General features: G+C 64.4%; 25 protein-coding genes and 1 tRNA gene. 14 read left to right on the forward strand and 12 right to left on the reverse strand.

What is annotated here, in order from left to right; translation table 11 throughout:
- The first annotated feature begins 49 nt into the window (after positions 1-49).
- Entirely contained in the window at positions 50-673 is a 624-nt protein-coding gene (locus NMP98_RS02925; RefSeq protein WP_254860068.1) for a DUF7504 family protein, read from the forward strand.
- Here NMP98_RS02925 and NMP98_RS02930 read toward each other — a convergent pair.
- Complete coding sequence (locus NMP98_RS02930; RefSeq protein WP_254861288.1) at positions 670-1,989, reverse strand: cytochrome P450; 1,320 nt, start codon at positions 1,987-1,989, stop codon at positions 670-672. The two genes, NMP98_RS02925 and NMP98_RS02930, sit on opposite strands and share 4 nt — an antisense overlap.
- A 164-nt stretch (positions 1,990-2,153) precedes the next feature.
- Here NMP98_RS02930 and NMP98_RS02935 point away from each other — a divergent pair, with 164 nt between their 5' ends.
- On the forward strand, positions 2,154-3,215 hold the full coding sequence (locus NMP98_RS02935) for a hypothetical protein (protein WP_254860069.1): 1,062 nt from the start codon (positions 2,154-2,156) through the stop codon (positions 3,213-3,215).
- A gap of 53 nt (positions 3,216-3,268) precedes the next feature.
- Here NMP98_RS02935 and NMP98_RS02940 read toward each other — a convergent pair whose 3' ends face one another.
- The 4 genes from NMP98_RS02940 to NMP98_RS02955 form a co-directional block, all read right to left on the reverse strand.
- Entirely contained in the window at positions 3,269-4,063 is a 795-nt protein-coding gene (locus tag NMP98_RS02940) for an SDR family NAD(P)-dependent oxidoreductase (RefSeq protein ID WP_254860070.1), read from the reverse strand.
- Positions 4,064-4,190: 127 nt separating this feature from the next.
- Complete coding sequence (gene sucD, locus NMP98_RS02945; protein ID WP_254860071.1) at positions 4,191-5,063, reverse strand: succinate--CoA ligase subunit alpha; 873 nt, start codon at positions 5,061-5,063, stop codon at positions 4,191-4,193.
- Positions 5,060-6,205: an ADP-forming succinate--CoA ligase subunit beta gene (sucC, locus tag NMP98_RS02950; RefSeq protein WP_254860072.1), complete on the reverse strand. Its 1,146-nt coding sequence runs from the start codon at positions 6,203-6,205 to the stop codon at positions 5,060-5,062. The genes sucD and sucC overlap by 4 nt, the downstream gene beginning before the upstream one ends.
- Before the next feature lie 754 nt (positions 6,206-6,959).
- Positions 6,960-7,892: a ferritin family protein gene (locus NMP98_RS02955; RefSeq protein WP_254860073.1), complete on the reverse strand. Its 933-nt coding sequence runs from the start codon at positions 7,890-7,892 to the stop codon at positions 6,960-6,962.
- A gap of 84 nt (positions 7,893-7,976) precedes the next feature.
- Between NMP98_RS02955 and NMP98_RS02960 the strand changes: the two genes are divergently transcribed.
- The 7 genes from NMP98_RS02960 (at position 7,977) to NMP98_RS02990 (ending at position 14,980) form a co-directional block, all read left to right on the forward strand.
- Positions 7,977-8,627: a helix-turn-helix domain-containing protein gene (locus tag NMP98_RS02960; RefSeq protein ID WP_254860074.1), complete on the forward strand. Its 651-nt coding sequence runs from the start codon at positions 7,977-7,979 to the stop codon at positions 8,625-8,627.
- A gap of 102 nt (positions 8,628-8,729) precedes the next feature.
- On the forward strand, positions 8,730-9,437 hold the full coding sequence (locus tag NMP98_RS02965) for an SDR family oxidoreductase (RefSeq protein ID WP_254860075.1): 708 nt from the start codon (positions 8,730-8,732) through the stop codon (positions 9,435-9,437).
- A gap of 76 nt (positions 9,438-9,513) precedes the next feature.
- Positions 9,514-10,830, forward strand: coding sequence for a sodium-dependent transporter (locus tag NMP98_RS02970; protein ID WP_254860076.1), 1,317 nt, complete (start codon positions 9,514-9,516; stop codon positions 10,828-10,830).
- Positions 10,831-10,918: 88 nt separating this feature from the next.
- Positions 10,919-12,463: an acyl-CoA carboxylase subunit beta gene (locus NMP98_RS02975; protein ID WP_411911615.1), complete on the forward strand. Its 1,545-nt coding sequence runs from the start codon at positions 10,919-10,921 to the stop codon at positions 12,461-12,463.
- A 2-nt stretch (positions 12,464-12,465) separates the two neighbouring features.
- A complete protein-coding gene (locus NMP98_RS02980) occupies positions 12,466-12,711 on the forward strand; it encodes a DUF8022 family protein (protein WP_254861289.1) in 246 nt (81 codons plus the stop codon).
- Positions 12,712-12,869: 158 nt separating this feature from the next.
- A complete protein-coding gene (locus NMP98_RS02985) occupies positions 12,870-14,699 on the forward strand; it encodes an acetyl/propionyl/methylcrotonyl-CoA carboxylase subunit alpha (protein ID WP_254860078.1) in 1,830 nt (609 codons plus the stop codon).
- 128 nt (positions 14,700-14,827) lie between these two features.
- The gene (locus NMP98_RS02990; RefSeq protein WP_254860079.1) at positions 14,828-14,980 is read left to right on the forward strand and encodes a hypothetical protein; all 153 of its coding nucleotides are present in this window, start codon (positions 14,828-14,830) and stop codon (positions 14,978-14,980) included.
- A gap of 21 nt (positions 14,981-15,001) precedes the next feature.
- On the opposite strand, the gene NMP98_RS02995 is transcribed toward NMP98_RS02990, so the two are convergent.
- From NMP98_RS02995 to NMP98_RS03005, 3 genes are read right to left on the reverse strand one after another with little or no spacing between them, the layout of a single operon-like run.
- A complete protein-coding gene (locus NMP98_RS02995; protein ID WP_254860080.1) occupies positions 15,002-15,904 on the reverse strand; it encodes a DMT family transporter in 903 nt (300 codons plus the stop codon).
- Positions 15,901-16,140 carry a hypothetical protein gene (locus NMP98_RS03000; protein ID WP_254860081.1) on the reverse strand — a complete coding sequence of 80 codons (240 nt, stop codon included), beginning with the start codon at positions 16,138-16,140 and terminating at the stop codon, positions 15,901-15,903. The genes NMP98_RS02995 and NMP98_RS03000 overlap by 4 nt, the downstream gene beginning before the upstream one ends.
- 54 nt (positions 16,141-16,194) lie before the next feature.
- Positions 16,195-16,986 (reverse strand): hypothetical protein, encoded by a 792-nt coding sequence (locus tag NMP98_RS03005; RefSeq protein WP_254860082.1) that lies wholly within the window; start codon positions 16,984-16,986, stop codon positions 16,195-16,197.
- Positions 16,987-17,095: 109 nt separating this feature from the next.
- On the opposite strand from NMP98_RS03005, the gene NMP98_RS03010 reads away from it, so the two are divergent.
- A complete protein-coding gene (locus NMP98_RS03010; protein ID WP_254860083.1) occupies positions 17,096-18,799 on the forward strand; it encodes a two-component system sensor histidine kinase NtrB in 1,704 nt (567 codons plus the stop codon).
- On the opposite strand, the gene NMP98_RS03015 is transcribed toward NMP98_RS03010, so the two are convergent.
- The 4 genes from NMP98_RS03015 to NMP98_RS03030 form a co-directional block, all read right to left on the reverse strand.
- Positions 18,707-18,913, reverse strand: a complete 207-nt coding sequence (locus NMP98_RS03015; RefSeq protein ID WP_254860084.1) for a DUF8149 family protein — start codon at positions 18,911-18,913, stop codon at positions 18,707-18,709. The two genes, NMP98_RS03010 and NMP98_RS03015, sit on opposite strands and share 93 nt — an antisense overlap.
- A gap of 277 nt (positions 18,914-19,190) precedes the next feature.
- A tRNA-Thr gene (locus NMP98_RS03020) sits at positions 19,191-19,264 on the reverse strand.
- Positions 19,265-19,275: 11 nt separating this feature from the next.
- Positions 19,276-19,782: a GNAT family N-acetyltransferase gene (locus NMP98_RS03025; RefSeq protein ID WP_411911631.1), complete on the reverse strand. Its 507-nt coding sequence runs from the start codon at positions 19,780-19,782 to the stop codon at positions 19,276-19,278.
- The gene (locus tag NMP98_RS03030) at positions 19,779-20,969 is read right to left on the reverse strand and encodes a phosphoglycerate kinase (RefSeq protein WP_254860085.1); all 1,191 of its coding nucleotides are present in this window, start codon (positions 20,967-20,969) and stop codon (positions 19,779-19,781) included. Before NMP98_RS03030 ends, NMP98_RS03025 begins: the two co-directional genes overlap by 4 nt.
- Before the next feature lie 190 nt (positions 20,970-21,159).
- Between NMP98_RS03030 and NMP98_RS03035 the strand changes: the two genes are divergently transcribed.
- Genes NMP98_RS03035 through NMP98_RS03050 form a run of 4 tightly spaced genes read left to right on the forward strand, consistent with a single transcriptional unit; the run spans position 21,160 to position 25,340 of the window.
- Positions 21,160-22,296 (forward strand): branched-chain amino acid ABC transporter permease, encoded by a 1,137-nt coding sequence (locus NMP98_RS03035; RefSeq protein WP_254860086.1) that lies wholly within the window; start codon positions 21,160-21,162, stop codon positions 22,294-22,296.
- Positions 22,293-23,699, forward strand: coding sequence for a branched-chain amino acid ABC transporter permease (locus NMP98_RS03040; protein ID WP_254860087.1), 1,407 nt, complete (start codon positions 22,293-22,295; stop codon positions 23,697-23,699). The genes NMP98_RS03035 and NMP98_RS03040 overlap by 4 nt, the downstream gene beginning before the upstream one ends.
- A complete protein-coding gene (locus NMP98_RS03045; RefSeq protein WP_254860088.1) occupies positions 23,692-24,564 on the forward strand; it encodes an ABC transporter ATP-binding protein in 873 nt (290 codons plus the stop codon). Before NMP98_RS03040 ends, NMP98_RS03045 begins: the two co-directional genes overlap by 8 nt.
- A complete protein-coding gene (locus NMP98_RS03050) occupies positions 24,561-25,340 on the forward strand; it encodes an ABC transporter ATP-binding protein (protein WP_254860089.1) in 780 nt (259 codons plus the stop codon). The genes NMP98_RS03045 and NMP98_RS03050 overlap by 4 nt, the downstream gene beginning before the upstream one ends.
- Positions 25,341-25,355 lie beyond the last annotated feature (15 nt).

The following is a 25,355-nucleotide window of genomic DNA, read 5'->3' on the forward strand; positions in this document are numbered from 1 at the left end:
TAACACGAACCTCGATTTATATGCATAGGGCTGTTAGGAGTAGGTAGCGATGAGTACTACGCGCGGTCGTCGCGGTTCGGACGACGTGTCGGTTGTCCCACCGGGGAACGTTCTCCTTCGGGCGCCGACGTTGAGCGACGCGAAGCAGAGCATCTGTCCATCGCTCCACGCTGACGACGACGTGAACCTGTGTGTTGTCTCGCTTTCTGGAACGCCAGACCGAATCCTCGATACGTGGGGCCGCTACGGTGGCCTGCCATCGAAGGTCGGTATCGTGACCGCCGACGAAACGCGCAGTGCTGCGGCCGCGGACACGCCGTCGGCGATGGTTGGGCCGGACGGGACGACGGTGTCGACGACGACAGTCTCCGAACCCGGTGACCTCACCGGTATCGGAATCAAGGTTGGACAGTGTCTCTCGGCGTGGCGCGACGACGACGCGACGACCGTGGTGTGTTTCGACTCGCTCACGACGCTGCTGCAGTACGCCGACCTCCAGCGGGTGTTCCGCTTCCTGCACATGCTCACTCGGCAAATCGAGAACACGGGTGCGCTCGGGTACTTCCACATCGACCCCGCCGCCCACGACGACCGAGCGGTTTCGACGGTTGAGAACCTCTTTTCGGACCAATTCGAGTACGACACCGAAACGGACAGCTGGGACGAACGCTAACGGGGCGTTAGACGCATTCTAACCGGGTTTCGAGGGTGCATCGTCAGCGACGGCCGGAGTTCCAGTGGCTCGTCGTCGACGCGTTCGAGTTCGAATTCGCTCGCGACGGCCGCGAGGATGAGTTTCGACTCCAGAAGCGAGAACTGTTTTCCGATACAGATTCGCGGGCCGCCGCCGAACGGGAAGAACGCGAACCGCGGGCGCTCCCGAGCGCGTTCGGGGAGCCAGCGGTCGGGGTCGAACGTCTCGGGGTCGTCGTAGTACCGCGGCGAGCGGTGGACGACCCACTGCGGGAGCATACACAGCGCCCCCTCCGGGAGGTCGTAGCCGGCGAGACGGACGGGTTCGGTCGACTCCCGAAACAGGGTGTACACCGGCGGATACAGCCGCATCGCTTCGTTTAGCACTCGGTCTGTGTACTCGAGGTTTCGCACGTCCGCGAACGTCGGGTCGTCGCCGACATCGTCGAGTTCCTCGTACAGCGTCCGGCGAACCTCGGGATTCCGGTCGAGGAGGAAGAACGTGTAGGTGAGGGTCAGCGCCGTCGTGTCGTGGCCGGCCAGAAGCATCGTAACGAGTTCGTCCCGGAGCTGTCGGTCGGTTTGCTCGCCGCGTTCCTGTGCACGGAGCAGGACACCGAGTAAGTCGTCGCCGTCGGTACCGGCCGCCCGGCGCTCGGCGACGATGTCGTCGAGGATGTCCTCGAGCGTGCCGATTGCGTCGTGGAAATCCCGGTTTTCGGCGGTCGGAAGCCAGTTCGGCAGCAGGAACCGGCGGGCGTCGGGTTCGAACCGCGCGCCGAGCGGTTCGAGGGCGGCCTGTATCGTCGCGGTCGTCTCGTCGTCCAGCGTCGCCTCGAACATTGCCTCGGCGATGATTTTCACCGTAAGTTCGGCCATCTCCTCCCGGATGTCGACCACGTTGCCGGCGGCCCACCCTTCGACGAGCGTCCGGGCGTGGTCGGTCATCATCGACGTGAGGTCGTCGAACCGGCTAGGGTCGAACGCCTCCGTCGCGAGGTTCCGCTGGTGTCGCCACGCCTCGCCGTCGCTGAGAAGCAAGCCGTTGCCGAGCAGTTCCTCGACGGCGTCGTCGCCGAAGGCCGGCTTTCGGAAACTCTCGGCCTCGCTCACCAGCACGCGTTCGATGGTGTCCGGCCCGGTGAGCATGTACGTCGGTTGTCCGGCGAGTTCGAAGGCGGCGATATCGCCGTAGGCGCGACCGACCGCGTCCATGAAAACGAACGGGTCGCGGGCGTACCGGTGAGTACTTCCGAGGAGGGGTACGCCGTTCGGTCCGGGCGGCTGGTCGTCCATCGACATACCTAACGTAGGGTCTCGCGGGGCAATAAGACCGGGGTGGCGGCGGGGACGGCCGCTTGTGTTCCGGCGGCTCCGTATAAGTCACCGGGTATATTCTGCGGAGAATTTATACGTATCTTCTCGTATCATTTCACCAAGGACAGAGCGCTCTGTATCGCATGACCGAAAACAACGAAACTCCGGACGACGACCGAAACGAGGCCGAGGTCGGCGATTTCCAGTTTGGAGTTCCCGATGGTGGGTCCGAGGAATCCGACGACAAACCACCGACACGTACCGACGGTGCGGGGAACACCAACAGTCGCTTCGACTTCGACTCGTGGCTCGGTGACGTGATTCCGGATACGGGTGATGAATCGACGGCTTCCGCCGCCAAGACGACCACGTCGGCGGAAGCCGAGGCGACCGTCAGTCCGGCCGACTTCGCCGGCTTCGAGTTCGCCGAGTGGCTCGAAGAGACCGAAGCCAAGGCGACGACGGCGACGGCTACGGAAGCCGAGACAGGGACCGAAGAAGCGGCCGAACTGGGCCCCGTCTACGACGGATTCGACTTCAGTCGCTGGATTACCGACGACGACGAGGCCGGGCCGAAAGAGCCGCCTGACATGCCTCGCGTGGTCGGTTCGACGCCCGAGCGGGCCGTTTCAGCGCGCTCGCGACTGCTCGGTGTGCTGCCGTTCGTCGGTTCACCGGAGCCGGTCGACACGTATCCCGGTGGATTCGACTTCAGCGGCTGGCTCGGCGAGGGCGAGAGCGACTTCGAACCGGTCGCCGCGACGCCGGAGCCGACGCCCGAACCCGAACCGGCTGCCGCCGGTGCGACCGTCGGCGGGGAACCGTCGTATCCGACGCCTGGAAGCGGTGGCATCACCGACACGCCGCCAATCAAGGTCGCGGCGTTCGCGCTGTTCGCTGCGAGTATCGTCGCCGTCGCACTGACGCTCGCCGGCGCCGTGCCGGCGCTCGGCCCGGCACAGGGGTTCAGCTCGCCGCCCGCTGACAATGGAGGCGACGCACAGGTCGTCGCCACCCCGACGCCGACGCCGGAGCCAACACCAGAGCCAACGCCGGAACCGACTCCCGAACCGACCCCTGAACCGACGGCGACCCCGACACCCGAGCAGAACGGCACGCTCGACCCCATCACCGACCCCATCCTCGGTGGCGGTGACAGTAGCAGCACGAGCAGCAACGACGGCTTGCTCGGCGGTCTACTCTAAGACGACGATACCGGTTTTTCGCAGTAACTGATTCCCGAACCGCTCGATTCGCTTTACTGGTCCAGACCGAGGTCCACGTCGAAACTGTTGCCGGCGCGCGGGACGCCCTTGACCGTCACCGTCTCACCGGTCATGAACGCCGCGGCGTCGCTGGCGAGGAACTGGACGACGTCCGCGATATCTTCGGTGTGACCGATGCGTCGGTCGACCGTCGCTCGTGGTGGCATCTGGTCTTCCTGAATGCCGAGCGTCTCGGCGACGCCCGGTGTCTGAATGAGTCCTGGTGCGACGCAGTTGACGCGGATGCCGTGTGGCGCCCACTCGACGGAGAGCGTCTCCGTCAGCCGAATGATGGCGGCTTTCGAGGCGCTGTAGTGGCTCTCGTGGGGCGCGGCGTGTTGGCCGTTGACGCTGGAGAGGTTGATGATACAACCGCCGTCACCCTCGCGCATGTACTCGCCTGCGGCCTGGGTGCAGTGGAAGGTGCCGTGGAGATTGAGGTCGACGATGGCCTTCCAGCCGTTCTCGGAGATGTCCTCGAAGGGGGCGACGAACTCGCCGCCGGCGTTGTTGACGAGCAGGTCGACGCCGCCGAACTCCTCGACGGTGGCCTCGACGAACGCCTCGACTTCGTCGGGTTCGCGAACGTTGCACTCGACGGCGAGGGCGGTGCCGCCCTCCGCTCGAATCCCCTCGGCGACGGGGTCGACGCGGTCCTGTGACCGCGAGCAGATGGCGACGTTGGCGCCGTCGGCGGCGAGTCGCTCCGCGATGGTTCGGCCGATGCCCTGTGAGGCACCGGTGACGATGGCGTTACAGCCGTCGACGCTGAACTGGTCTGTCGGCATATCCGGTCCCTCGGAGGCCGCCGGTATCACGGTATCGGTGGCGGGTCTCGTCAGGTCCATCCGAGATGTCGCTTGCGTCGCGAGAGATAGTTATCAAGAAATGTCGGCAGTGAGGACCGCTCTCCCGTTACAGGAAGCCTTCGATGTGGTTGACGACTTCCTCGGGCGTGTCGCCGACGGGGACGCCGGCGTCGTTGAGCGCATCGATTTTCGATTCGGCAGTGCCAGTGCCGCCGCCACCGGAGACGATGGCGCCGGCGTGGCCCATTCGCTTGCCCGGCGGGGCGGTACGGCCGGCGATGAAGCCGGCGACCGGCGTGTCCATGTACTCGCCGATGTAGCTTGCGGCCTCCTCCTCGTCTTCGCCGCCGATTTCGCCACACATCGCGATGGCCTTCGTATCGGGGTCGTTTTCGAACATCTCCAGCGCGTCGACGAAGTCGGTGCCGATGATGGGGTCGCCGCCGATGCCGACGGCGGTGGTCTGGCCGATGCCTCGCTTCGTGAGGTTGTCGACGACCTGGTAAGTCAGCGTCCCCGACCGGGAGACCAATCCGACGTTACCGCTCTCGAAGATGTTGCCCGGCAGGATGCCGAGTTTCGCCTGTCCAGGCGTGATGACGCCGGGACAGTTCGGACCGACGAGTTGTGTGTCGGTCTCTCGGAGTTTTCGGTACACCTTCGACATGTCCTGTTGGGGGATGCCCTCGGTGATGGCGACCACGAGGTCGAGCGGCGCGTCGAGCGCCTCGAACAGCGCGTCGGCGGCAAAGGCCGGCGGGACGAAGACGACCGAGGTGTCCGCGTTCTCCTCGCGAGCGGCGCGGTCGACGGTGTCGTAGACGGGAATCCCGTCGACCTCTTGACCGCCCTTACCGGGGACGGCGCCGGCGACGACGTTCGTTCCGTATTCGACCATCTGGCGGGTGTGGAACTTCCCCTCGCCGCCAGTGATGCCCTGTACCACGACGCGGCTGTCGTTGTCGACTAAGATGCTCATTGTGCTTCCTCCTCGGCGTATTCGACGGCGCGCTGGACGGCTTCCTCCAGCGTCACCTCGACGGTCACGAGGTCGGTGTTCAGGATGTCCATGCCTTCCTCGGCGTTCGTGCCGGCGAGTCGGACGACGACCTTCTTGGGAATCTCGTCGAAACTCTCCAGAGCCTCGTTGATACCCTTCGCAACCTCGTCGCCCCGTGTGATGCCGCCGAAGATGTTGAACACGACGGAATCGACGTTCTCGTCGGAGAACACCATATCGAGGGCGTTCGTCACGCGTTCGGCCTTCGCGCCGCCGCCGATGTCGAGGAAGTTGGCGGGCTGGCCGCCGTAGTAGTCGACGAGGTCGAGCGTCGTCATCACGAGACCGGCACCGTTGCCGATGATGCCGACGTTACCCGACAGTCGGACGTAGTCGAAGCCGTACTCGTTGGCCTTCGCTTCGAGGTCGTCCTCTGCAGCCTCATCCTCCATTTCGGCGAGGTCGGGGTGACGGAACAGCGCGTCGTCGTCGATGTTCATCACGGCGTCGGCGGCGACGACGTCGCCGTCGGCCGTAATCATCAGGGGGTTGACCTCGATTTCGGTCGCGTCGGAGTCGTCCCACAACTGGAACAGCGTCCGGAGGACGCTCGCTACGTCGCCGGCGACCTCGCGGTCGACGCCGGCCTCGTAGACGGCCTTCCGTGACTCGTAGGGCTGCATCCCGAAGGCGGGGTCGATGTGTTCCCGCTCGATGGCCTCGGGGTCCTCGGCGGCGACCTCCTCGATGTTGACGCCCCCGCGGGTCGAGACCATCGCGACGGGTTCGCCCTCGTTTCGGTCCATCGTCACGCCGACGTACAGCTCGTTGACGAAGTCGACGGCTCCCTCGACGAGGACGCGGTCGACGTGGAGGCCCTTGAGGTCCATCCCGATGATGTTCTCGGCGGCCTCGCGGGCTTCTTCGGCGTTGTCGACCAACTCGATACCTCCGGCCTTCCCACGACCACCGACCTGTACCTGCGCCTTGATGGCGACGGGATAACCGATGTCCTCGGCCGCATCGACCGCCTCGTCGACGGTCGACGCGAGCTTCGAGTCCGGCACCGGAACCCCGGCGTCGGCGAAGACACCCTTCGCTTGGTACTCGTGAAGTTTCATCCACATCGAACGGCGAGTGGCAGCCGCTTAAATCGTGCCATTTGGTGGCTTGTCGGCTCGAAAAATAGCGCTCGAAACTCGACACGCGTCCACGGACGGGGCGAAATCATCCCCGAGAGTGCGCTAAACCATCAACTCGTTGTGTGGGGGGAAATCGTACGGCGGGAGTGAATCGTCCGCCACTGGAGTCCCGCCGCACGGGCGCCGACTCCGTAGTGGGGATGGGGGAACTCGGACGGGCGGCGCCCACGAGACACTACCGGCTTTGACCCGTAAAGTTATTTAGCGATTATTCTCCACCGAGATGGCGTCAGCGGGGGTAACGTCTCGTTCAGGGGCGTCCATCGCCGGTGCCGACTCGGTGCGTTCCGTGAGGCGGCGGCGGGAGTGCCACCACCCGAAATGGGAGAACCGACCTAGTGGGGTAAACCACGGTCGGAGTCGTGCCGACGACCACTGTGGGGTGACCGCGGCGTCCGATGGTACTGTCTTCTTAAGAATAGGGATTTAGCCGGCTAGTCTAGGCCATTTATTAGTATGGTGTAGAAGTGGGCCCTCGGCGTCCGGTTTCCTCGGAATGGACGGCGTCGGACGACGGGCCCGCGAATTCGCGGGTGGTGGGGGGTTGTGCCCCGTCGGCCGATGTAAAACGTGCCGCCCGCCTTGGTATACGATACCAGATGACTTATTGTTTCTGACCGTTCGCGTCGGTCCGGTTGGAGCGAACACCGGTAGTATGGTGCGGTTGGATCGGTTAGCCTGCCCGTTCGATAGCGACGAGGTCGGCGACGGGTGGGACCTCGGCGTCGGCCTCCGTGATGATGTCGAGTCGGCGCGTGAGTTTATTCCGGGCGTAGGCGACGAGCGCGCCGTGGTCGACCGGCCCTTCGATGTCCGTGAAAATCCCGGCGACGTGTGGCATCAGTTCCGTCAGCACCTCCCGGACGACGGCTTCGTCGACGTCTTCCTCTTGGATGAGGTTCCGTATTTGGTGCATCCCGAAGCCGACGTGTCGGCCCTCGTCGGAGCGAATCCGTGCGATGCCCTCGACGAGGCCGTCGAGGTCCGGCAGTTCCGACCGGGGGCGTGTGACGACGTCGTCGTCACCGCTGGAACTGAACGCCGACTGCAAACTGTAGTAGGCGGTTTGGGCGAGGACGCTCTCCGCGACGACGTGGTAGTGGCTGTAGGCGCGGGCGCGCGCCTCCGGGGAGTTGTCGCCCAACAGCGCGGTCATCGCCTCCTCGACGGCGTCGAACAGCGCGACGTAGTCGTCGTTGAGATACCGCTCGTCGGTCGGGTCGGTCACTTCGAAGCCGAGTTCCTCGGCGACGGGCGTCAACACTTCCTCCCAGTAGCGGTCGAAAAATCGGGTGTGTTTGGCTTCTTCGTACAGTTGCGTCGTGAGAAACAGTTGTTCGTCGGTGCCTTCGAGCTCGAGACCGAGCGGCATGAGGTCCTCGGTGACGGCCTCCTCGCCGCCACCGAAGCGTGCGACGGCGAGTCTGAGCATGTCGAACTCCTCGCCGGTGAACGACTCCTCGTAGTCGAGCAACTCCTGTCTATCTCCCCCGATGTCGACCTCGTCGGGGTCCCAGTGACGATAGACGGCGTTTCTGAAGTAGCCGCCAGCGAAGGAATCCATATCGGCGCGGGTACCGCGGTCGGTTTCGGTCAGTCGTGCCATGGCCTTGTGACACGCTAACAGATGTTTGTCTCTCCCCCGGTTATCTGGGGAGTGTTTTTTACGGTCGGACTCGACAGGGATTGTATGCGGACCGCCACGATTCGGCTGGCGGCGCCCGGCAGCGGCCTCCACCCGGCCGACAACGGCGTGGCCGACCATCCCGACATCGAGCGGGTGGCCATCGACCAGATTGCGGTGTTGGATGACGGCACCGGCGTGGCGCTGTGTCGGCTCCGAGGCGATGTCGAGGAACTCCGCGCTATCCTCTCGGAGTCGGCGGGTATCTCGGCGTTCCACGCGAGCGTTACCGACGAGACCATCCACGTGTTCGTCCACTTCGAGCAGACCGCGGCCGCGGCGGCGCTGTTGGCGCTTCGGCGCTCACACGAACTGGTCGTTCGAACCCCGATACGGTGGCTCTCGGACGGCCGTCTAGAGATATCCGCCGTCGGCGACGACGCGACGCTGCAGGACTCCCTGGACGGACTCCCCGAGGACCTTCACGTCGAGTTGGTCGAAATCGGCGAGTACGCCCCCGAGACCAACCACCCGGAGTCGCTGCTCACCGACAAACAACTGGAAGTACTCGACGCCGCCCTCGGGGTGGGCTACTACGAGGAACCGCGCCGTGGCACACAGGCCGATGTCGCCGACGCCGTCGGACTGGCTCCCGCGACGGTCGGCGAACATCTCCGTCGGATCGAGGGGAAGGTGTTGCGAGCACTTCGGGAGTAAGTCTCCGTCGAACCGTTGTATATAAATCTCCGCCAGCAGGTGGAAGTGGTCGCCCGAGTTTCCGCCACGCGATTTTATGCGGTACGCGCCCCTACAGGCGGTATGGCAGTGAAATACGATTTCGACGGAGCGGTCGTGTTAGTGACCGGGGCCAGCGGCGCTCTCGGCAGCGCCGTCGCCGAAGCCTTCGACGCGGCCGGCGCGACGGTGTGTGCTGCGGACATCGTCGCGCCGAGCGACGACGACGCGCTGGTCGATTCCTCGGCCGTCGAGTTCTACGAAACCGACGCGACCGACGAAGACAGCGTTCGAGACACCGTTTCGTCAGTCGTCGATGACTACGGACGCCTCGATGTACTGTGTAACATCGCGGGCACGTGGCGCGGCGGCGACCCAATAGAGGACACCGACGTTTCGGAGTTCGAGATGCTGTTCGACGTGAACCTCAAGTCGATGTTTCTCGCCTCGAAGCACGCGATTCCACACCTCAGAGAGACCGGTGGCGCCATCGTCTCGGTGTCGGCGCGGTCGTCGCTGGAGGGCGGTGAGGGAGACGGTCCGTATCGCGCCTCGAAGGCCGGCGTTCGACTCCTGACCGAAACCGTTGCCGAGGAGAACCTCGGGGAAGTTCGGGCCAACGCCATCATGCCGAGCGTCATCGACACCCCGATGAACCGTGAGATGATGCCCGACGCCGACCACGGTTCGTGGGTCAATCCGGGCGACATCGCGGACGTCGTGATGTTCCTCTGTTCGGACGAGGCGACGGTGACGAGCGGTGCGGCAGTGCCGGTGTACGGCGAAGCGTGACGTAAGCGTGTGGTGTGGGAACGCGCCTACCTTCGAATAGCGCCATTTTTGCGTCCCCACCTCTGGGATTCGACCGATGACAGACAGAGAAACGTGGGCAACACGAATCGGATTCATCCTCGCGTCCATCGGGTCGGCGGTCGGTTTGGGGAACATCTGGCGGTTCCCGTACCAGACCGCCGAGTTCGGCGGCGCAGCATTTCTGTTAGTGTACTTACTCGCGGTCGTCGTCATCGGGTTACCGGCGATACTCGCGGAGTTCGTCGTCGGACGCCGTGCCGATATCAGCGCCATCAGCGCCTTCGACGCACTCGACCACCCCGGCTGGCGTGTGGTCGGCGCTCTGGGCGTCTTCGGGGGTTTCTGGACGCTGTCGTACTACAGCGTCGTCGGCGGGTGGGTGTTCCGCTACATCGGCGCCAGCGTCACCGGCAGCTACCTCGGGGCGCCGGGTGAGTACTTCGGGGCGGTTTCCGCCGGACCGGAGGCGCTCGCCTTCCACGCGGCGTTCATGCTCGTCACCGTCGGCATCGTCGCCTTCGGCATCCGCGGCGGCATCGAGAAGGCGACGAAAGTGATGGTTCCGAGCATCGTCGTCTTACTCGTCGGGCTGGCGGTGTACGCCTTTACGCTCCCGGGGTCGGGCGCCGGCTATCAGTACTTCCTCTCGCCCGATTTCGATGCGCTCTTCGAGAACTACCAGACGGTCGTTCCTGCGGCGGTTGGTCAGGCACTGTTCTCGCTGTCGCTCGGATTTGCGGTGATGATAACGTATGCTTCCTACATCGCCGACGACGAGAACCTCTTCGTCGACGGCGGCGCAATCGCACTGACGAACACGCTTATTGGTGTCACGGCCGGACTCGTCGTCTTCCCGCTGTTGGCCGTCCAAGGAGGAGGCTACGGTGAGGCCGGTGCTGGCGCGATTTTCGTCTCGATTCCGACCGCGCTCTCGGACGTGCCGTTCGGGTCGGCGGTCGGCTTCGTCTTCTTCCTCATCGTGGCCGTCGCGGCGCTGTCGTCGGCCATCTCGCTTCTGGAGGTCGTCGTCTCGCATCTCGTCGACACCTACGGGTTCGAACGCCGTCGGACGACGGCGCTGCTGGGTGGCATCGTCTTCGCACTCGGCGTCCCCTCGGCGCTGGACACCGCGTGGCTGGAGTGGTTCGACGCCATCGGCGTGAACCTGCTGTTGCCGACGGCCGTGCTGTTGGTCGTCGTCTTCGTCGGGTGGGTGCTCGCCGACGACGCCGTCGACGAGATTCAAAAGGGCGCCGACGGGTTCGACACGCTCGGAACGGTGTGGCTGTGGTCGGTCCGCTCTATCGTGTTTTTGGCCGTCCTCGGGACGGTCGCGTTGAGCCTCTTCGAGTTGACCGGTGCGCCGCTGTAGCGACTCGTGAACGCATTCGGGTCGCCGCTGTCCCGATAGCGGAAACCCTTTTTCGTGGCTCCACGTTTTCCCGCCAACTGGGTTGACAATGGACGACAAGATCGAGGAACTACGCGAGCTGAAACGGGACGCCGAGAAGGGCGGTGGCGAGGAGCGCATCGCCAAACAACACGAAAAGGGGAAGCTTACCGCTCGCGAGCGAATCGAGTACTTCCTCGACGACGGCACCTTCGAGGAGTTCGACCAGCTGAAAACCCACCGCTGTACGAACTTCGACATGGAGGAAAACCAGCCCTACGGCGACGGCGTCGTCACCGGCTACGGCGAAGTCGACGGCCGACAGGTGTTCGTCTTCGCACACGACTTCACCATGTTCGGGGGCTCGCTCGGCGAGGCCTTCGCCGAGAAAGTGTGTAAGGTGATGGACCGTGCCGTCGAAACCGGCGCGCCCATCATCGGCCTGAACGACTCCGCCGGTGCCCGAATTCAGGAGGGTATCGACTCACTGGCTGGGTACGCCGACATCTTCCACCGCAATCAGAAGGCAAGCGGCGTCGTCCCCCAGATTTCGGCCATCATGGGGCCGTGTGCCGGCGGCGCGGTGTACTCGCCCGCGATTACGGACTTCATCTTCATGGTCGAGGAGACCAGCCACATGTTCATCACCGGTCCCGACGTCATCGAGACGGTCACCGGCGAGGAGGTCGGCTTCGAGGAGTTGGGCGGGGCGTCTACGCACACCAAGGAATCCGGTGTCGCACACTTCTCGTCGGCCGCCGAGAAGGAAGCACTCGACGACATCCGATACCTGCTGTCGTATCTCCCCTCGAACAACGTCGAGGACCCGCCGCGGGTCGAACCGTGGGACGACCCCGAGCGCCGCGACGAAGAATTGGCCAACGTGGTGCCTGCCGAACCGCAGAAACCCTACGACATCGTCGACGTCATCGACCGCGTCGTCGACGAAGATTCCTTCTTCGAAGTCGCGGAGGGGTACGCCCGCAACCTCGTCACCGGGTTCGGCCGCCTCGACGGCCGCTCGGTCGGCGTCGTCGCCAATCAACCGCGCGTGAACGCCGGCACGCTGGACATCGACGCCTCGCTGAAAGGCGGCCGATTCGTCCGGTTCTGTGATGCGTTCAACATTCCCATCGTCACGTTCGTCGACGTGCCCGGCTTCATGCCCGGCACCGACCAGGAACACGGCGGCATCATCAAACACGGCGCGAAGTTGCTGTACGCCTTCAGCGAGGCGACGGTGCCGCTTTTGACCGTCATCACCCGGAAGGCCTACGGCGGCGCCTACGACGTGATGGCCTCCAAGCACCTCGAAGCCGACGTGAACTACGCCTGGCCCACTGCCGAAATTGCGGTGATGGGTCCGAAGGGTGCAGTCAACATCCTCTACGACGACGAACTGGCGGCCGCCGACGATGTCGAGGCCCGTCGCCAGCAACTCATCGACGAGTACCGCGACCAGTTCGCCAACCCATACACGGCGGCCGAGCGCGGATTCGTCGACGACGTGTTGGAGCCGAAGGAGACGCGGCCGCGACTCATCCGCGACCTCGAGATGCTCGAATCCAAACGCAAGGACACGCCGGACCGCAAACACGGCAACATCCCGCTGTGAGCATGCGTCTGAACGTTCCCGACGACGCCAACGAGGACGAGGCCGCCGCCATCGCCGCCGTCATCCGCGCTCACGTCAACGCGGCCGAAGACGGCGACGACGAGGAAACGACCGACTGGAACGACCGGCGGTGGCGATTCAGCGGCCGCGTCGATTCCTTGCAGGGCCGTCGAATCCGCACGCCGGCGGGGGCTCCCGACGACGCCTGGAGCGCCGCCGGCCGCACCGAACGGATGCCGTTCCGCTGACTGTTCGTACGCTGACAGACCTTCGACACACCGACACAGGGGCCGCGTAAACCACCGTAGTCGATGCGGTGTACGCAAATAAACGATAAATTAGTGTGGTGTTGAAAATCGTGAAAACCGATAGAATGACAAGTTCTCCGTCGGTGGACCAGTATACGATGTTCGATAAGGTACTCGTCGCCAATCGGGGTGAAATCGCGGTGCGCGTGATGCGCGCCTGCGACGACCTCGGTGTCGACACCGTCGCCGTCTACAGCGACGCCGACAAACACAGCGGCCACGTCCGCTACGCCGACGAAGCGTACAACATCGGCCCCGCGCGTGCGGCCGACTCGTATCTCGACCACGAGGGCGTCATCGAGGCCGCCGAGAAGGCCGACGCCGACGCCATCCACCCCGGATACGGGTTCCTCGCGGAGAACGCCGAATTCGCCGGGAAGGTAGAAAACACCGAGGGAATCACGTGGGTCGGCCCGTCCTCGAAGTCGATGGAGCAGGCCGGCGAGAAGACGAAGGCCCGGAAGGTGATGGACGCTGCCGACGTGCCCATCGTCCCCGGGACGACCGACCCCGTCGACACCGTCGAGGAGGTCCACGAGTTCGGCGAGGAGAACGGCTACCCAATCGCCATCAAGGCCGAAGGCGGCGGTGGTGGCCGCGGGATGAAAATCGTCCGCGACCCCGACGAGGCCGAGGAGCAACTCGAAACCGCCAAGCGAGAGGGTGAGGCGTACTTCGACAACGACTCAGTCTATCTCGAGCGGTACCTCGAGGAACCTCGACACATCGAGGTACAGATTCTCGCCGACGAACACGGCAACGTCCGCCATCTCGGCGAGCGTGACTGTTCGCTCCAGCGCCGCCACCAGAAGGTCATCGAGGAGGGCCCCTCGCCGGCACTCTCGGATGAACTCCGAGAGAAAATCGGCGAGGCCGCCCGCCGCGGCGCCGACGAGGCCGACTACTACAACGCCGGTACCTTCGAGTTCCTCGTCGAGGAAGAGGACCGCGAGGACGGCGAACTGCTCGGTCCGGACGCGAACTTCTACTTCCTCGAAGTCAACACTCGGATTCAGGTCGAACACTGTGTCACCGAGGAGTTGACGGGCATCGACATCGTCAAGTGGCAACTGCGGGTCGCCGCTGGCGAGGAGCTGACCTTCGAACAGGACGACGTGGAACTCGAAGGCCACGCCATCGAGTACCGCATCAACGCCGAGAACGCCGCCGACGACTTCGCGCCCGCCTCGGGCGGGGAACTCGAAGTGTACGACCCGCCGGGCGGTATCGGCGTTCGACTCGACGACGCGGCCCGACAGGGCGACGACCTCGTCACCGACTACGACTCGATGATAGCGAAACTCATCGTCCACGGCGAGGACCGCGAGGAGTGTTTCGCCCGCTCTGCGCGGGCACTCGCCGAGTACGACATCGAGGGTATCCCGACCATCATCCCGTTCCACCGGCTCATGTTGGACGACGACGAGTTCACCGCGGGCACCCACACGACGAAGTACCTCGACCACCACCTCGACCGCGACCGCCTCGACGAGGCCCAAGAGAAGTGGGGCACCGGTGACACCGAAAGCGAGACCGACGAGGAGGTCGTCGAGCGTGAGTTCACCGTCGAGGTCAACGGCAAGCGCTTCCAGGTGAACCTCGAAGAGCGCGCCGAGATGGCCGCGGCCCGTCCCGCACCGGGCGCCGCTGGCGGAGGCGGCGGAGGCGGTGGCGGAGGCGGTGGCGGCGGTAGCGCCCCCGCAGTCTCCGCGGAAGGCGAGGTCGTCAACGCCGAGATGCAGGGAACCATTCTCGAAGTGAACGTCGCGGAGGGCGACACCGTCGAATCCGGTGACGTCATCTGCGTGCTTGAGGCGATGAAGATGGAAAACGACGTCATCGCCGAACTCGGCGGCACGGTCACGGAGGTCGCCATCGAGGAGGGACAGTCGGTTAATCAGGGCGACCCGCTGGTCGTTCTCGACTGAGGCAGCAGTTCTCCGTTCTTTTTCGCCCCGAGTTTTCCGGGAGTCCATTCTGTTATTTAAATTTTCTGCCGGACTCGGACGGTGTATGATAACACATCACTTAGATGGCGGACCGAGTTGATGTGCGTATGTCGAGTACCGACGAAGCGAGGCATGGAATCGGCATCTGTGAGAACTGCGATTCCATCCAACCGGTGGAAGTCAGACCTGGTGGGAGCGTCCACGCTGTCGGGAACCCCAACTGCCAGTGTGGCAGCAACGACTTTAGACTCCTCGAGTAGTTCGCTGTTCGCGGTTGATACTCACCTTTGTCTACCGAGTTCTTCAGCGATGGTTCGAGCCTTTAGAACGACGAAGCCGGCCGTAATGAGGACAAATCCACCGATCATCGGCAGCGACACCGTCTCGTCGAGCAGGACGACGCCCCCTGCCGTCGCGAACACCGGGACGACGTAGGAGACGAGGTTGATTTCCAGCGGACCGAAGCGAGCGAGCAACGTGAAGTAGATGACGTAGGCGATGGCACTGGCGAAGACGCCGAGGTAGACGACGGCGCCGATTGCGACGAGCGACGGCGTCACGTCCGCGACACGCTCACCGACGGCGAGGCTTCCACCGTGGAGCATGAGGCCGCCGACGACCATCGCCCACGCGGTCATTCCGGCGGTGCCGAGCGTCGGACGCCGAGCCCGCAGGAGGACGCTCCCCCACGCGACGCTTCCGGCCGCGGCGACGACGAACGCCATCCCGACGAGTTCGCCAGTGAGGAGGTTCGTGGGGTCCGGTCGGGCGATGACGGCGACACCGAGGAGGCCGACGACCACGCCGGCAATTCGTCGGATGCCGATTGGTTCCTCCGGGCGGAACGCCGCGGCGAACCCCGTCGTCAAGATGGGGATGAGACCGTACAGAATCGAGGCGATACCGCTGGGTATCGAAAGCTGGCCGACGAACAGCAGGCTGTTGCCAGCGATGAGAAACGCCCCGGCGACGAGGATGGCGAGGCCGTCCTCCCGTGTCCGCGGTCGCCACTCGATGCCACGGATGACGAGGAAGGCCAAAAGGAGCACCCCGCCAACATCGTATCGGACCGCAGCGAACAAAAGCGGCGGCAGCGACGACAGGCCGGCACGAATCGCCGGGAAGGACAGACCCCACAGTCCCGCTAGCGCGACGAAGAGTCCGAGGCTTCGCGCCCGCGTCATCGTTCGCTTCCGGCGACGAGCAAGTACAGCAGGAGCATAACCATCGGAACGACCAAGACCACGAACGACCCGGCCAACAGCGCGGCGCTCGCAGGACTCACCGTGACCGTGGTCACGCCGAACGGAACCGTCCGTGGCAGGGCGGGCGCCGAGAGGACGACGCCGACCAACGCCCCGACGAGGAGCGCGAACCCGGTTCCGACCGAATCTCGTATCTGCATGCGTTGTCGCTGCATCGGTCGCCGCGGTCAAGAAACCGCCCCATCGACGCCACCACGGATAATGAGTCACTATCCGAACAACGCCGACGTAAGCAGGACGGTCGTCCCGGACCCCAACGCAATGACCGACAGGACGGCTGTGCCGGCGTAGCCCACGCTGAGTCGCCACCGTCCGATTCGGCCGAGAGCCGCGACGGCGACGACGCCGACCAGTGCGTGTGCCGCGAGGAGTTGCCAGCCCGACGGCGAGACCCTGACCGTCCCGACGGCGAGGGACAGTCCCGAGGTCACGAGCGCTTCACGGCCGGTTCCGAGCGTCTCCGTGGCGATGGCCGAGGCGACGCCATCGAAGACGACGGCTGTGACCGCGTACAGCCCCGCGAACCGAAGCTGGGCGACTGCGTCGGTGTAGACCAACGACAGCACGAAGTAGGGTCCGACGGCGACGACGGGGGCGACGACGACGGCCAACGCAATCCATGCGAGACGCACCGGCGTCACGTCGGATGCGGTGAACAACAGCGAACCGACGACGACCACCGCTGTGCCGGTTCCCGACGCCGCGAGATAGCGCTCGCTGTGTGGTCGCTTCCGAAGTTGCGCGATTCCGGTGAAGGCAAGCCAGATTCCCAGCGCGACGACGAGAAGGCTCACCAACAGCGTCGGTACCGTGACGTACGGCACTCCGTCGTAGACGCCGACTTCTGCGGCGACGACGACACCGCCGGCAGCGACGGTCCACGGTCCCGTCGCGGGGACCGTCGCCTCCGAGATGGGGAGGCTCTTCACCCAGCCGGCGACACCCACGGCGAGGGCTCCCACCGCGACGGCGGCGACCAACTGGACCGTCGGTTCAACCATACCGTTGGAGGAACCCGGTGGCGAAAAGCCCTTTCGACCGCTTGGAGACCGGGTCGAATCGCTATCTGATGCGAGCCATTATACCGTATGGGCTCGGAAACACGTCTCGATGGGACGCTCTTTGGATGCAGTTCCGGTCGGTATCCTGCTGGCACTCGGTGGCGTCGTCGCCATCGGCGTGGCTGGACAGCGAGCCACGGCCGCCGAGACTATCGACCCGATTTTCGTGCTCGCGCTCGCACCGATGTTTCTCGCCGGCGGCGTGCTGTTGACGCTGGGCTACCGCGTCACCACGCTCTCCGGCGACGCGGGTCGCATCCTCCTGTGGACCGTCGTCGGCGGTATCGCGGTCGGTGGGGCGGCAGATGCCGTGTTGCTTCGAACCCGGGCGTTCGGCGCCCCGCTGGACCCGCTTTTGGTCGTCGCTGCCGTCGCCTCGGTCGGCACCGCGGGCGCCGCCGCCGCCGCGTTCGTCGACACCAGGCGCAGAAACACCGTCGAAGACCTCTCCGAACGGGTAACGGTCGCCGAAGAGACGCTCGACACCGCACACGGATTCGCCGTCGCCCGACTGGACCCCGAAGGGTACATCGAGGAGTGGAGCGACGGTGCCACCGAGATATTCGGATACGCCAATGCCGATATCGTCGGCGCTCGGCTCGATGCGCTGTACCCCGAAGACGATGACAAGGAGGCCAAACAGCACCTCCAGCGGGCGCTCCGAACCGACGGCGTCGACCTCGACGGCGCGTTCCTGCGCGCCGACGGAACGACGTTCTACGGGTCGGGCACCCTCTCGGCGGTGGAAGGCGAGGAGTCGCTGCTCGGCTACGTCCTCGTTCTCGCCGACCGCAGCGAGGAGCGCGAACACATCGAAGGACTCGAACGGCGAACCAAGCAACTGGAGGCGTTCGCGTCGGTCGTCAGCCACGACCTCCGGAACCCGCTGAACGTCGCCATCGGCAATATCGGAATGGCAAAGAGCCGCGAAGACGACGCCGACCAACTCGAAACCGCCGAGGAGTCACTCGAACGGATGGAACGGCTCATCGAGGAAGTGTTGACGCTGGCCCGACAGGGCAAGGACGTCGACGAGTTCGAGCGCGTCGAACTCGAAGAGGTCGTCCAACTCGCGTGGGGAAGCCTCGACGAGATGTGGGCAGAGGTCGAGTACGACGATCTGCCGGCCGTGACCGCCGACAGCGAACGCCTCCGGCGACTGTTCGAGAACCTCTTCCGAAACGCCATCGAACACGGCGGTGACGACGCCACGATTCACGTCGGGATGCTCGGCGACGATGAGGGATTCTACGTCGAAGACGATGGCCCCGGAATCCCCGAACACAAACGCGACGAGATTTTCGAGGCCGGCTACACGACCGGCGACGACGGCACCGGACTCGGCCTCGCTATCGTCCAGAGCATCGCCGAGGCCCATGGCTGGGAAATCTCCGCAACCGAGGGTGCCAACGGCGGCGCCAGATTCGAAATCCGGGGCGTCCAGACGCTCGCCGACGTGACCGCTCAACGGGCCCCGTTTTCAGGAGAGCGTCGTTCCGAGATACGTCACCGCGAGGAGGACCGACGCTACGACCACGGCCGTGAGCACGAACAACCCAGCCTTCGCCGCCAGATGCATACGCGACGATTGGTTCCGGAGTCCGTTAAGGGTCTCTCGCGTTTTCACGGCCTGAGAACGGCCGAGGAGCAACCGACCCGACTACTCCAACAATCCGAGGTCGTCGGCGACGTAGTCGGCCAGTTGGTCGAACACGTCGGGGTCGACCTCCGCGACGGCGTCGCCGCCGTGTAGCTGTTCGTTGTGGCGTGCGACCGCGTCTTCGACCTCCGAGAACGGTATCTTCGTCCGCGTCCCGCAGTCCGAACAGACGATGGGTATCTCCGGTTCGTCGTCGTCCGCTGTCATACCGTCGATTCCGTCGGCCGCGTTCAAAACCGGTCCGGTTCCGCCCTGACCGAGCAGATACGTTTAAGGACCCGTCAATACGTGGCAAGGGAATTAGGCTGCCCGGGTCCTAATGAACGATGGGCGCCGACACTACGGATAACCATTACCACCGTCGTGCTGCCGTCGGCGTCCGACCGCTCCGGGTTCGCCCGGAGACGGTCCGCCTCCGTTCGCGGTCCTCGCTCCGTTACTTCCCGAGCTGTGGCTTTCCGATGTCGCTTCGTCCCGTCAAAAGAGCCAGGGGAGGGATTTGAACCCTCGAACTCCCGATTACAAGTCGGGTGCTTGAACCACCCAAGCTCCCCTGGCGCATTCGCGTCTTATTCGTCGCCCGTAGTGAGAGTGTCGCTTTCGGTCGGCTTTTCGAACTCGATTCGGTGGGGGTGGTATCCGTGCCGTCGGTAGAACCGACGGGCGGCGTCGTTTTTCGCCATCGACTGCAGCGCGACGGCGTCGACGCCCATCTCCGAAAGCGCCGCCTCCGCGCGGGCGAGCAGTGCGGTCCCGATTCCCTCCCCGCGGTTGCCCTCGGTGACGTAGATGTTGTGAACGACGCCGCGGTGGACGTCCTGTTCGTAGTGTTCGGTTTCCCGCCCGAACGTGACGAATCCGACGATGGCGCCCTCTCGTCGAGCCACCAGAACCGTATCCGTGACGACGTGCTGGAGCATCGCTTCGCGGACTCGGTTGCGGTTCTCCGCCGGAAGGAGATTCGAACCGTGTGCCCGCTGGTCCGTCGCGAGGTCGACCCAGATATCGGCCAGTCGGGCGGCGTCGTCGCTTTCGGCACCACCGACGGTCACGTCCGACGGACACGCCCCGGTCACGACTGGTCGTTCAACACGTCGACGCCGATGAGCGACCCGCCAGTGAGCATGTTGAGTGCGGCGCCGCCGCCGGTCGAGACGTGGTCGAACCCATCGACGCCGAGTCGCCGCAGCGCAGCGGCCGTGTCGCCACCGCCGACGATACTCATCTCCGAGCGTGTGGATGCGGTGTACAGTTCTCGGGTGCCCACCTCGAAGCGTTCGTCCTCGTAGACGCCCGCGGGGCCGTTGAGAATGGCTGTCCCAGAGTCTTCGAGGATGTCAGCGTAGGCCGCCAGCGTTCGAGCACCGATGTCCATCGCGGGGTTCTCGGCAGGGAGGTCCTCGAGGTCGAGTTCGACGCGCTCGCCGTTGCGTTCGATTGCCACGTCCCGTGGCATGTAGATGCGGTGGCTGAAGTCGTCGAGCAGGTCGCCAGCGCCCTTGACGGCTTCGTGGCTCCGCTCGTTGACGACGGCCGCCGAGGCCGCCCCGAGAGAGACGCCGTCGGCGAGTAAGAAGGCGTTGCCGACGATGCCGGCGGTGAGCACCGCATCGGCGAGGCCCCGTTCGAGCACCGACCGAGCGACTTCGATGGAGTCGTCCACCTTCGCGCCGCCGAGGACGTACACGCGCGGTTCCGGGCTCTCGGAGATGTTGCCGAGCACGTCCAGTTCGCGTTCCATGACGCGGCCGGCATAAGAGGGGAGTACTTTCGGAAAGCCGACGATAGAGGGTTGCCGACGGTGAGAGGCCGCGAAGGCGTCGTTGACGTAGGCGTCGAGTGCGGGGACGAGTTTCTCGACGAGATACGTCTCGGCGGCTTCGGCGGGGTCGAAAGACATGTACTCCTCGGAGTAAAAACGGGTGTTCTCAAGGAGGACGGCCTCGCCGTCATCGAGGTCGGCGACGCGATCGCGTGCGGCCGCGGTGAACGTGGCGTCGCAGTAGCCGACCGGCACTTCGAGGAGGTCGTCCAACCGCTCGGCATGGGTCGAGAGGTCCGAGAAGTCCTCGCCGCCGGGTCGACCCTGGTGGGCGAGCAAGGCGACGCGCGCACCACGGCGACACAGCTCCTCGATGGTGTCGACGTGGGCGCGAATTCGGGCGTCGTCGGCGAGTCCACCCTCGTCGAGCGGACTGTTGATGTCGACGCGAACCCCGAGCGCCTTCCCCTCGGCGTCGAGGTCGTCGAGCGTCCGTATCATACCTCCCCGTGCCCACGGCGCCCGCATAGGCGTTTTGTTCTCCCCCAACCCCACTCGCTGCCGGCGTCGTCTGTTGCCGTCGAGTACCGTCGACTGCCGTCCATCTCCGAGGGTTCATTACAACCGCGTTGGTCGGTACCGCCGGTTTATTTAGTGCTCCGATTCCGAAGGTACTGCGTGAAACAGAGTCATGGACGTAGCTGAGACATACTCGGGTGGTAGACGGCTCCTCATCGAACGACCGGCAGTGGCCCTACTCGGGGTCGCACTCCTGTATCTGTTCGTCGACCTCGTGTTACGGCTTGCGAACGTCCCGGTCGAACTGATGGGCGTAGAGGTTATCGGCGGAACGCTCGCCGTCTCTACGTTCGGTCGATTCCTTCTCGACGGGTTAATCGTCGGCCTCGTCGTCGGTCTCGCCGGCGTCGGACTCTCGATGACCTACAGCATTCTCAACTTCGCGAACTTCGCACACGGCGACTACGTCACCACCGGCGCGTTCAGCGGCTGGATTGCGGCGTACCTCGTCGGCGCGTTCACGTTGGGTGTCGAGGAACCCATCGGCCGACTCCTAATGATTCAGGCGCCATCGCTCGTCTCGGCGTTCAGTTCGCCACTGGCAATCGTCGTCGGCATCATCCTCGCGGGACTCGGGGCCGTAGCCACCGCCCTGTTCCTCGACCGTATCGTGTACCGACCGATGCGTGACAAGGGTGGCATCCCGCTCCTCATCGCGTCCATTGGGGTCGCGCTGGCACTTCGCTACGCCATCGTGTTCATCTTCGGGACCGGCTCGCGGGGCGTGACCGCTACCGGCTCGATTCCACAGGTGTCGATTCCGACTGGTGATGGGACGATTCCGCTGAACCTCCACGAAGGGACGCTCATCGTCGCAGCCATCGTGTTGATGTTCGGCATTCACTTCCTGCTCCAGCGGACGAAACTCGGCAAAGCGATGCGTGCGATGGCCGACAACAAGGACCTCGCACAGGTCACCGGTATTCCCACCGAACGAGTCATCCGCGCGACGTGGATTATCGGCGGCGCACTCGCCGGCATCGCGGGCTTCCTCATCGTCCTCGAACGCGGAACGCTCAGTTTCAACATCGGTTGGCGGCTCCTCCTTCTCATCTTCGCTGGCGTCATCTTGGGCGGTATCGGGAGTGTCTACGGTGCGATGGCCGGCGGCATCATCATCGGCATCGCCTCCCGCATCTCGCTCGTGTGGATTCCCTCCGACTTCGCTCGTGTGGCGGCGTTCTCCGTGATGATTCTCGTGTTGCTGTACCGACCCGAAGGTCTCTTCGGCGGGGTGAAAACAGCATGAGCGTCGCACAACGTGCGTGGGGAGCCGTTCCCGACTCCGTCAAAGAAAGCGACACCCAACTCATCGCCGGCGTCTTGGTTTTTACTTACCTACTCTACGTCCTCGCCCAAACGTTCCTCGCGGTCACGAACAACGCGGCGATACTGCCAGCGGTCGCAAACAGCCTCCAGAACATCACCTTCCTCATCGCGGTGTACGCCATCATGGCCCTGGCGTTGAACCTCCATTGGGGATACACCGGCCTGTTCAACATCGGTATCGCCGGATTCATGGCCGTCGGCGTCTACTCGATGTCGATTCTGGCGGCCCCGACGACCGGTTCGCCGCCCGGCCTCGGACTCCCGATTCCGGTCGCAATCGTCGGCGCCGTCGCCATCACCGCCATCGTCGGCGGACTCGCGGCGCTTCCGGCGCTGCAACTCGATGCGGATTACCTCGCAATCGTCACCGTCGGCTTCTCCGAAATCATCCGCCTCGTGCTCAACGCGAGTTACTTCGCCGGAACGGTGCAGGACCCCGAAGCGAGCGGCTACAACGTCGTCGATATTTTCGGCATCCAGTTCGGCACGGGTGGTGGACAGGGCATCAACACGCCGACGTCCTCGCCCGCTGATTTCCTCTATTCGACCACGTCGCTGGGTGACCTGCTGTACGGTCCGAGCGGAGACCCCAACGCGTTGGGGTCGACCGTCTACGCTGCCGCCGAGTCGGTCGGCGTCAACTCCAGCGTCGTCGACGGCGCCACGTACTCGTTTTTCCTGCTGGTCGTCGTCGTGACGCTGTACTACGTGTTGTTGGTCCGTATCGGCAACTCGCCGTTCGGGCGCGTCCTGAAGGCGATTCGGGAGGACGAACTCGTCGCCCAATCGCTCGGCAAGGACACCCGCTGGTTCAAAGTCAAGGTGTTCATGGTCGGCTGTGCGCTGATGGGTCTCGGCGGCATCCTCTGGCAGGGTTCGTTCGGCTTCGTCAACCCCAACACGTTCCGCCCGATAGTGACCTTCTACATCTTCACGGCGCTCATCGTCGGCGGCGCCGGTTCCAACACCGGCAGCGTCATCGGCGGGGCTGTCTTCGCCGCGTTCCTCTTCGAGGGGCCCCGGCAACTCGCCCGAATCGTCGAGGCGCTCGTCACGTCGGCCTTCGGGTCGCTCCCGTCGCCGACCACGTTCTACGCCGCCGTGGTGTCGTTGAACCCGCTGGCGTGGCTCGGCTACACCATCGACAACGTCTCGACGCTGAAGTTCGTCTTCCTCGGGGCGGTGTTGGTGTATCTGATGCAGAACCGCTCGGATGGCCTCTTGGGCCACCGGAAAGAAATCGCCTCGAGTGTCGACCTCAGCGACCGCACGACGCGGAATCGGGAGTCGGCAGCGGCCGACGGAGGTGAGTCGGATGAGTGACGCCACCGACACACCGGCCCCGCAGGGTAAAGACCCCGACGAACTACCCGAGGTCGAAGACAGCGACATCGAGCGGGCGGCCCAAGAGACGCCGCGGGGACTCCCACTTCGGGTTCAGGGACTCGAAAAGCGATTCGGCGGCATCACCGCCGTCGACGGCGTTTCCTTCGAAGTCGAGGAGGGGTCGCTGACCGGACTCATCGGCCCCAACGGCGCCGGCAAATCGACGACGTTCAACTGCATCACGGGCGTCCACGACGCCGACGGGGGCGCGGTGCTGTTCCAAGGCGAGGATATCACCGGCCTGAAGCCGTACGAAATCGCCAACCGTGGTCTCGTTCGGACGTTCCAGATTGCCCGAGAACTCGAAGAGATGACCGTCCTCGAAAATCTGATGCTCGCCCCTCGCGGTCAACGTGGCGAGAAACTGGTGAACGCGGTCACGCCCGGTCTCCGCGACGACGTGGTCGCCCAGGAAACCGACCTCCGAGAGGAAGTCTGGGAAACCCTGGAGTTCTTCGAAATCGACCACCTCGCCGAGGAGTACGCGGGCAACCTCTCGGGCGGCCAGCGGAAACTGCTCGAACTCGCGCGTGCGCTGATGGTCGACCCTGAGATGCTGCTGTTGGACGAACCGTTCGCCGGCGTCAACCCCTCGCTGGAGGAGAAACTACTCGACAGAGTACACGACTTACGCGAGCAGGGATACACGTTCCTGCTCGTCGAACACGACATGGACCTCATCATGGAGAACTGCGAACGCGTCATCGTCATGCATCAGGGCAAACTCCTCGCGGAGGGCGAACCCGAGGACATCAAGAACAACGAACAGGTCATCGAGGCATACTTGGGTGAGGACGTATGAGTTCGGGCACCGGCGACCAACGCGACGTAACCGACGCGGATGTCAACGCGACGAACTTCACCACGTCCGAGGACAGCCTCCTGGAGGTTGGCGACCTCGATGCCGGCTACGGTGACCTCAAAATCCTCGAGGAGGTCGACATGAACGTCGAGGACGGCGAATACGTCACCATCGTCGGCCCCAACGGTGCCGGGAAGTCGACGGTGATGAAGTCGATATTCGGGCTCACGAACGTCATGGGCGGTACCGTCGAGTTCGACGGCAGCGACATCACCGGTCGGATGCCGGAGGACATCATCCACCTCGGATTGGGATACGTTCCCCAGTCCGACAATATCTTCTCGTCGCTGTCGGTGCTGGAGAACCTCGAAATGGGGGCGTACATCCTCGACGAGGTGCCGCAGGAGCGCCTCGACGAGGTGTTTGAGCGGTTTCCCATCCTCGAAGAGCGCAAGGGACAGAAGGCCGGCACGATGTCGGGCGGCCAACAGCAGATGCTCGCGATGGGGCGAGCGCTCATGTTGGACCCCGATTTGCTCATGCTCGACGAGCCCTCGGCGGGGTTGGCGCCCGACCTCGTCGACGACATGTTCGACCGTATCGACCGCATCAACGAGGCGGGAACGGCCGTCCTAATGGTCGAACAGAACGCCAAGGAGGCGCTACGTCGCTGTGACCGCGGCTACGTGCTCGTTCAAGGGCAGAACCGGTTCATGGACACGGGTGAGGCACTCCTGAACGACCAGCAGGTCCGACAGGAGTTCCTGGGCGGATAGTACGCTCTCGCGACG

The organism is Natronomonas gomsonensis, from assembly GCF_024300825.1.
Taxonomy (GTDB): Archaea; Halobacteriota; Halobacteria; order Halobacteriales; family Haloarculaceae; genus Natronomonas; species Natronomonas gomsonensis.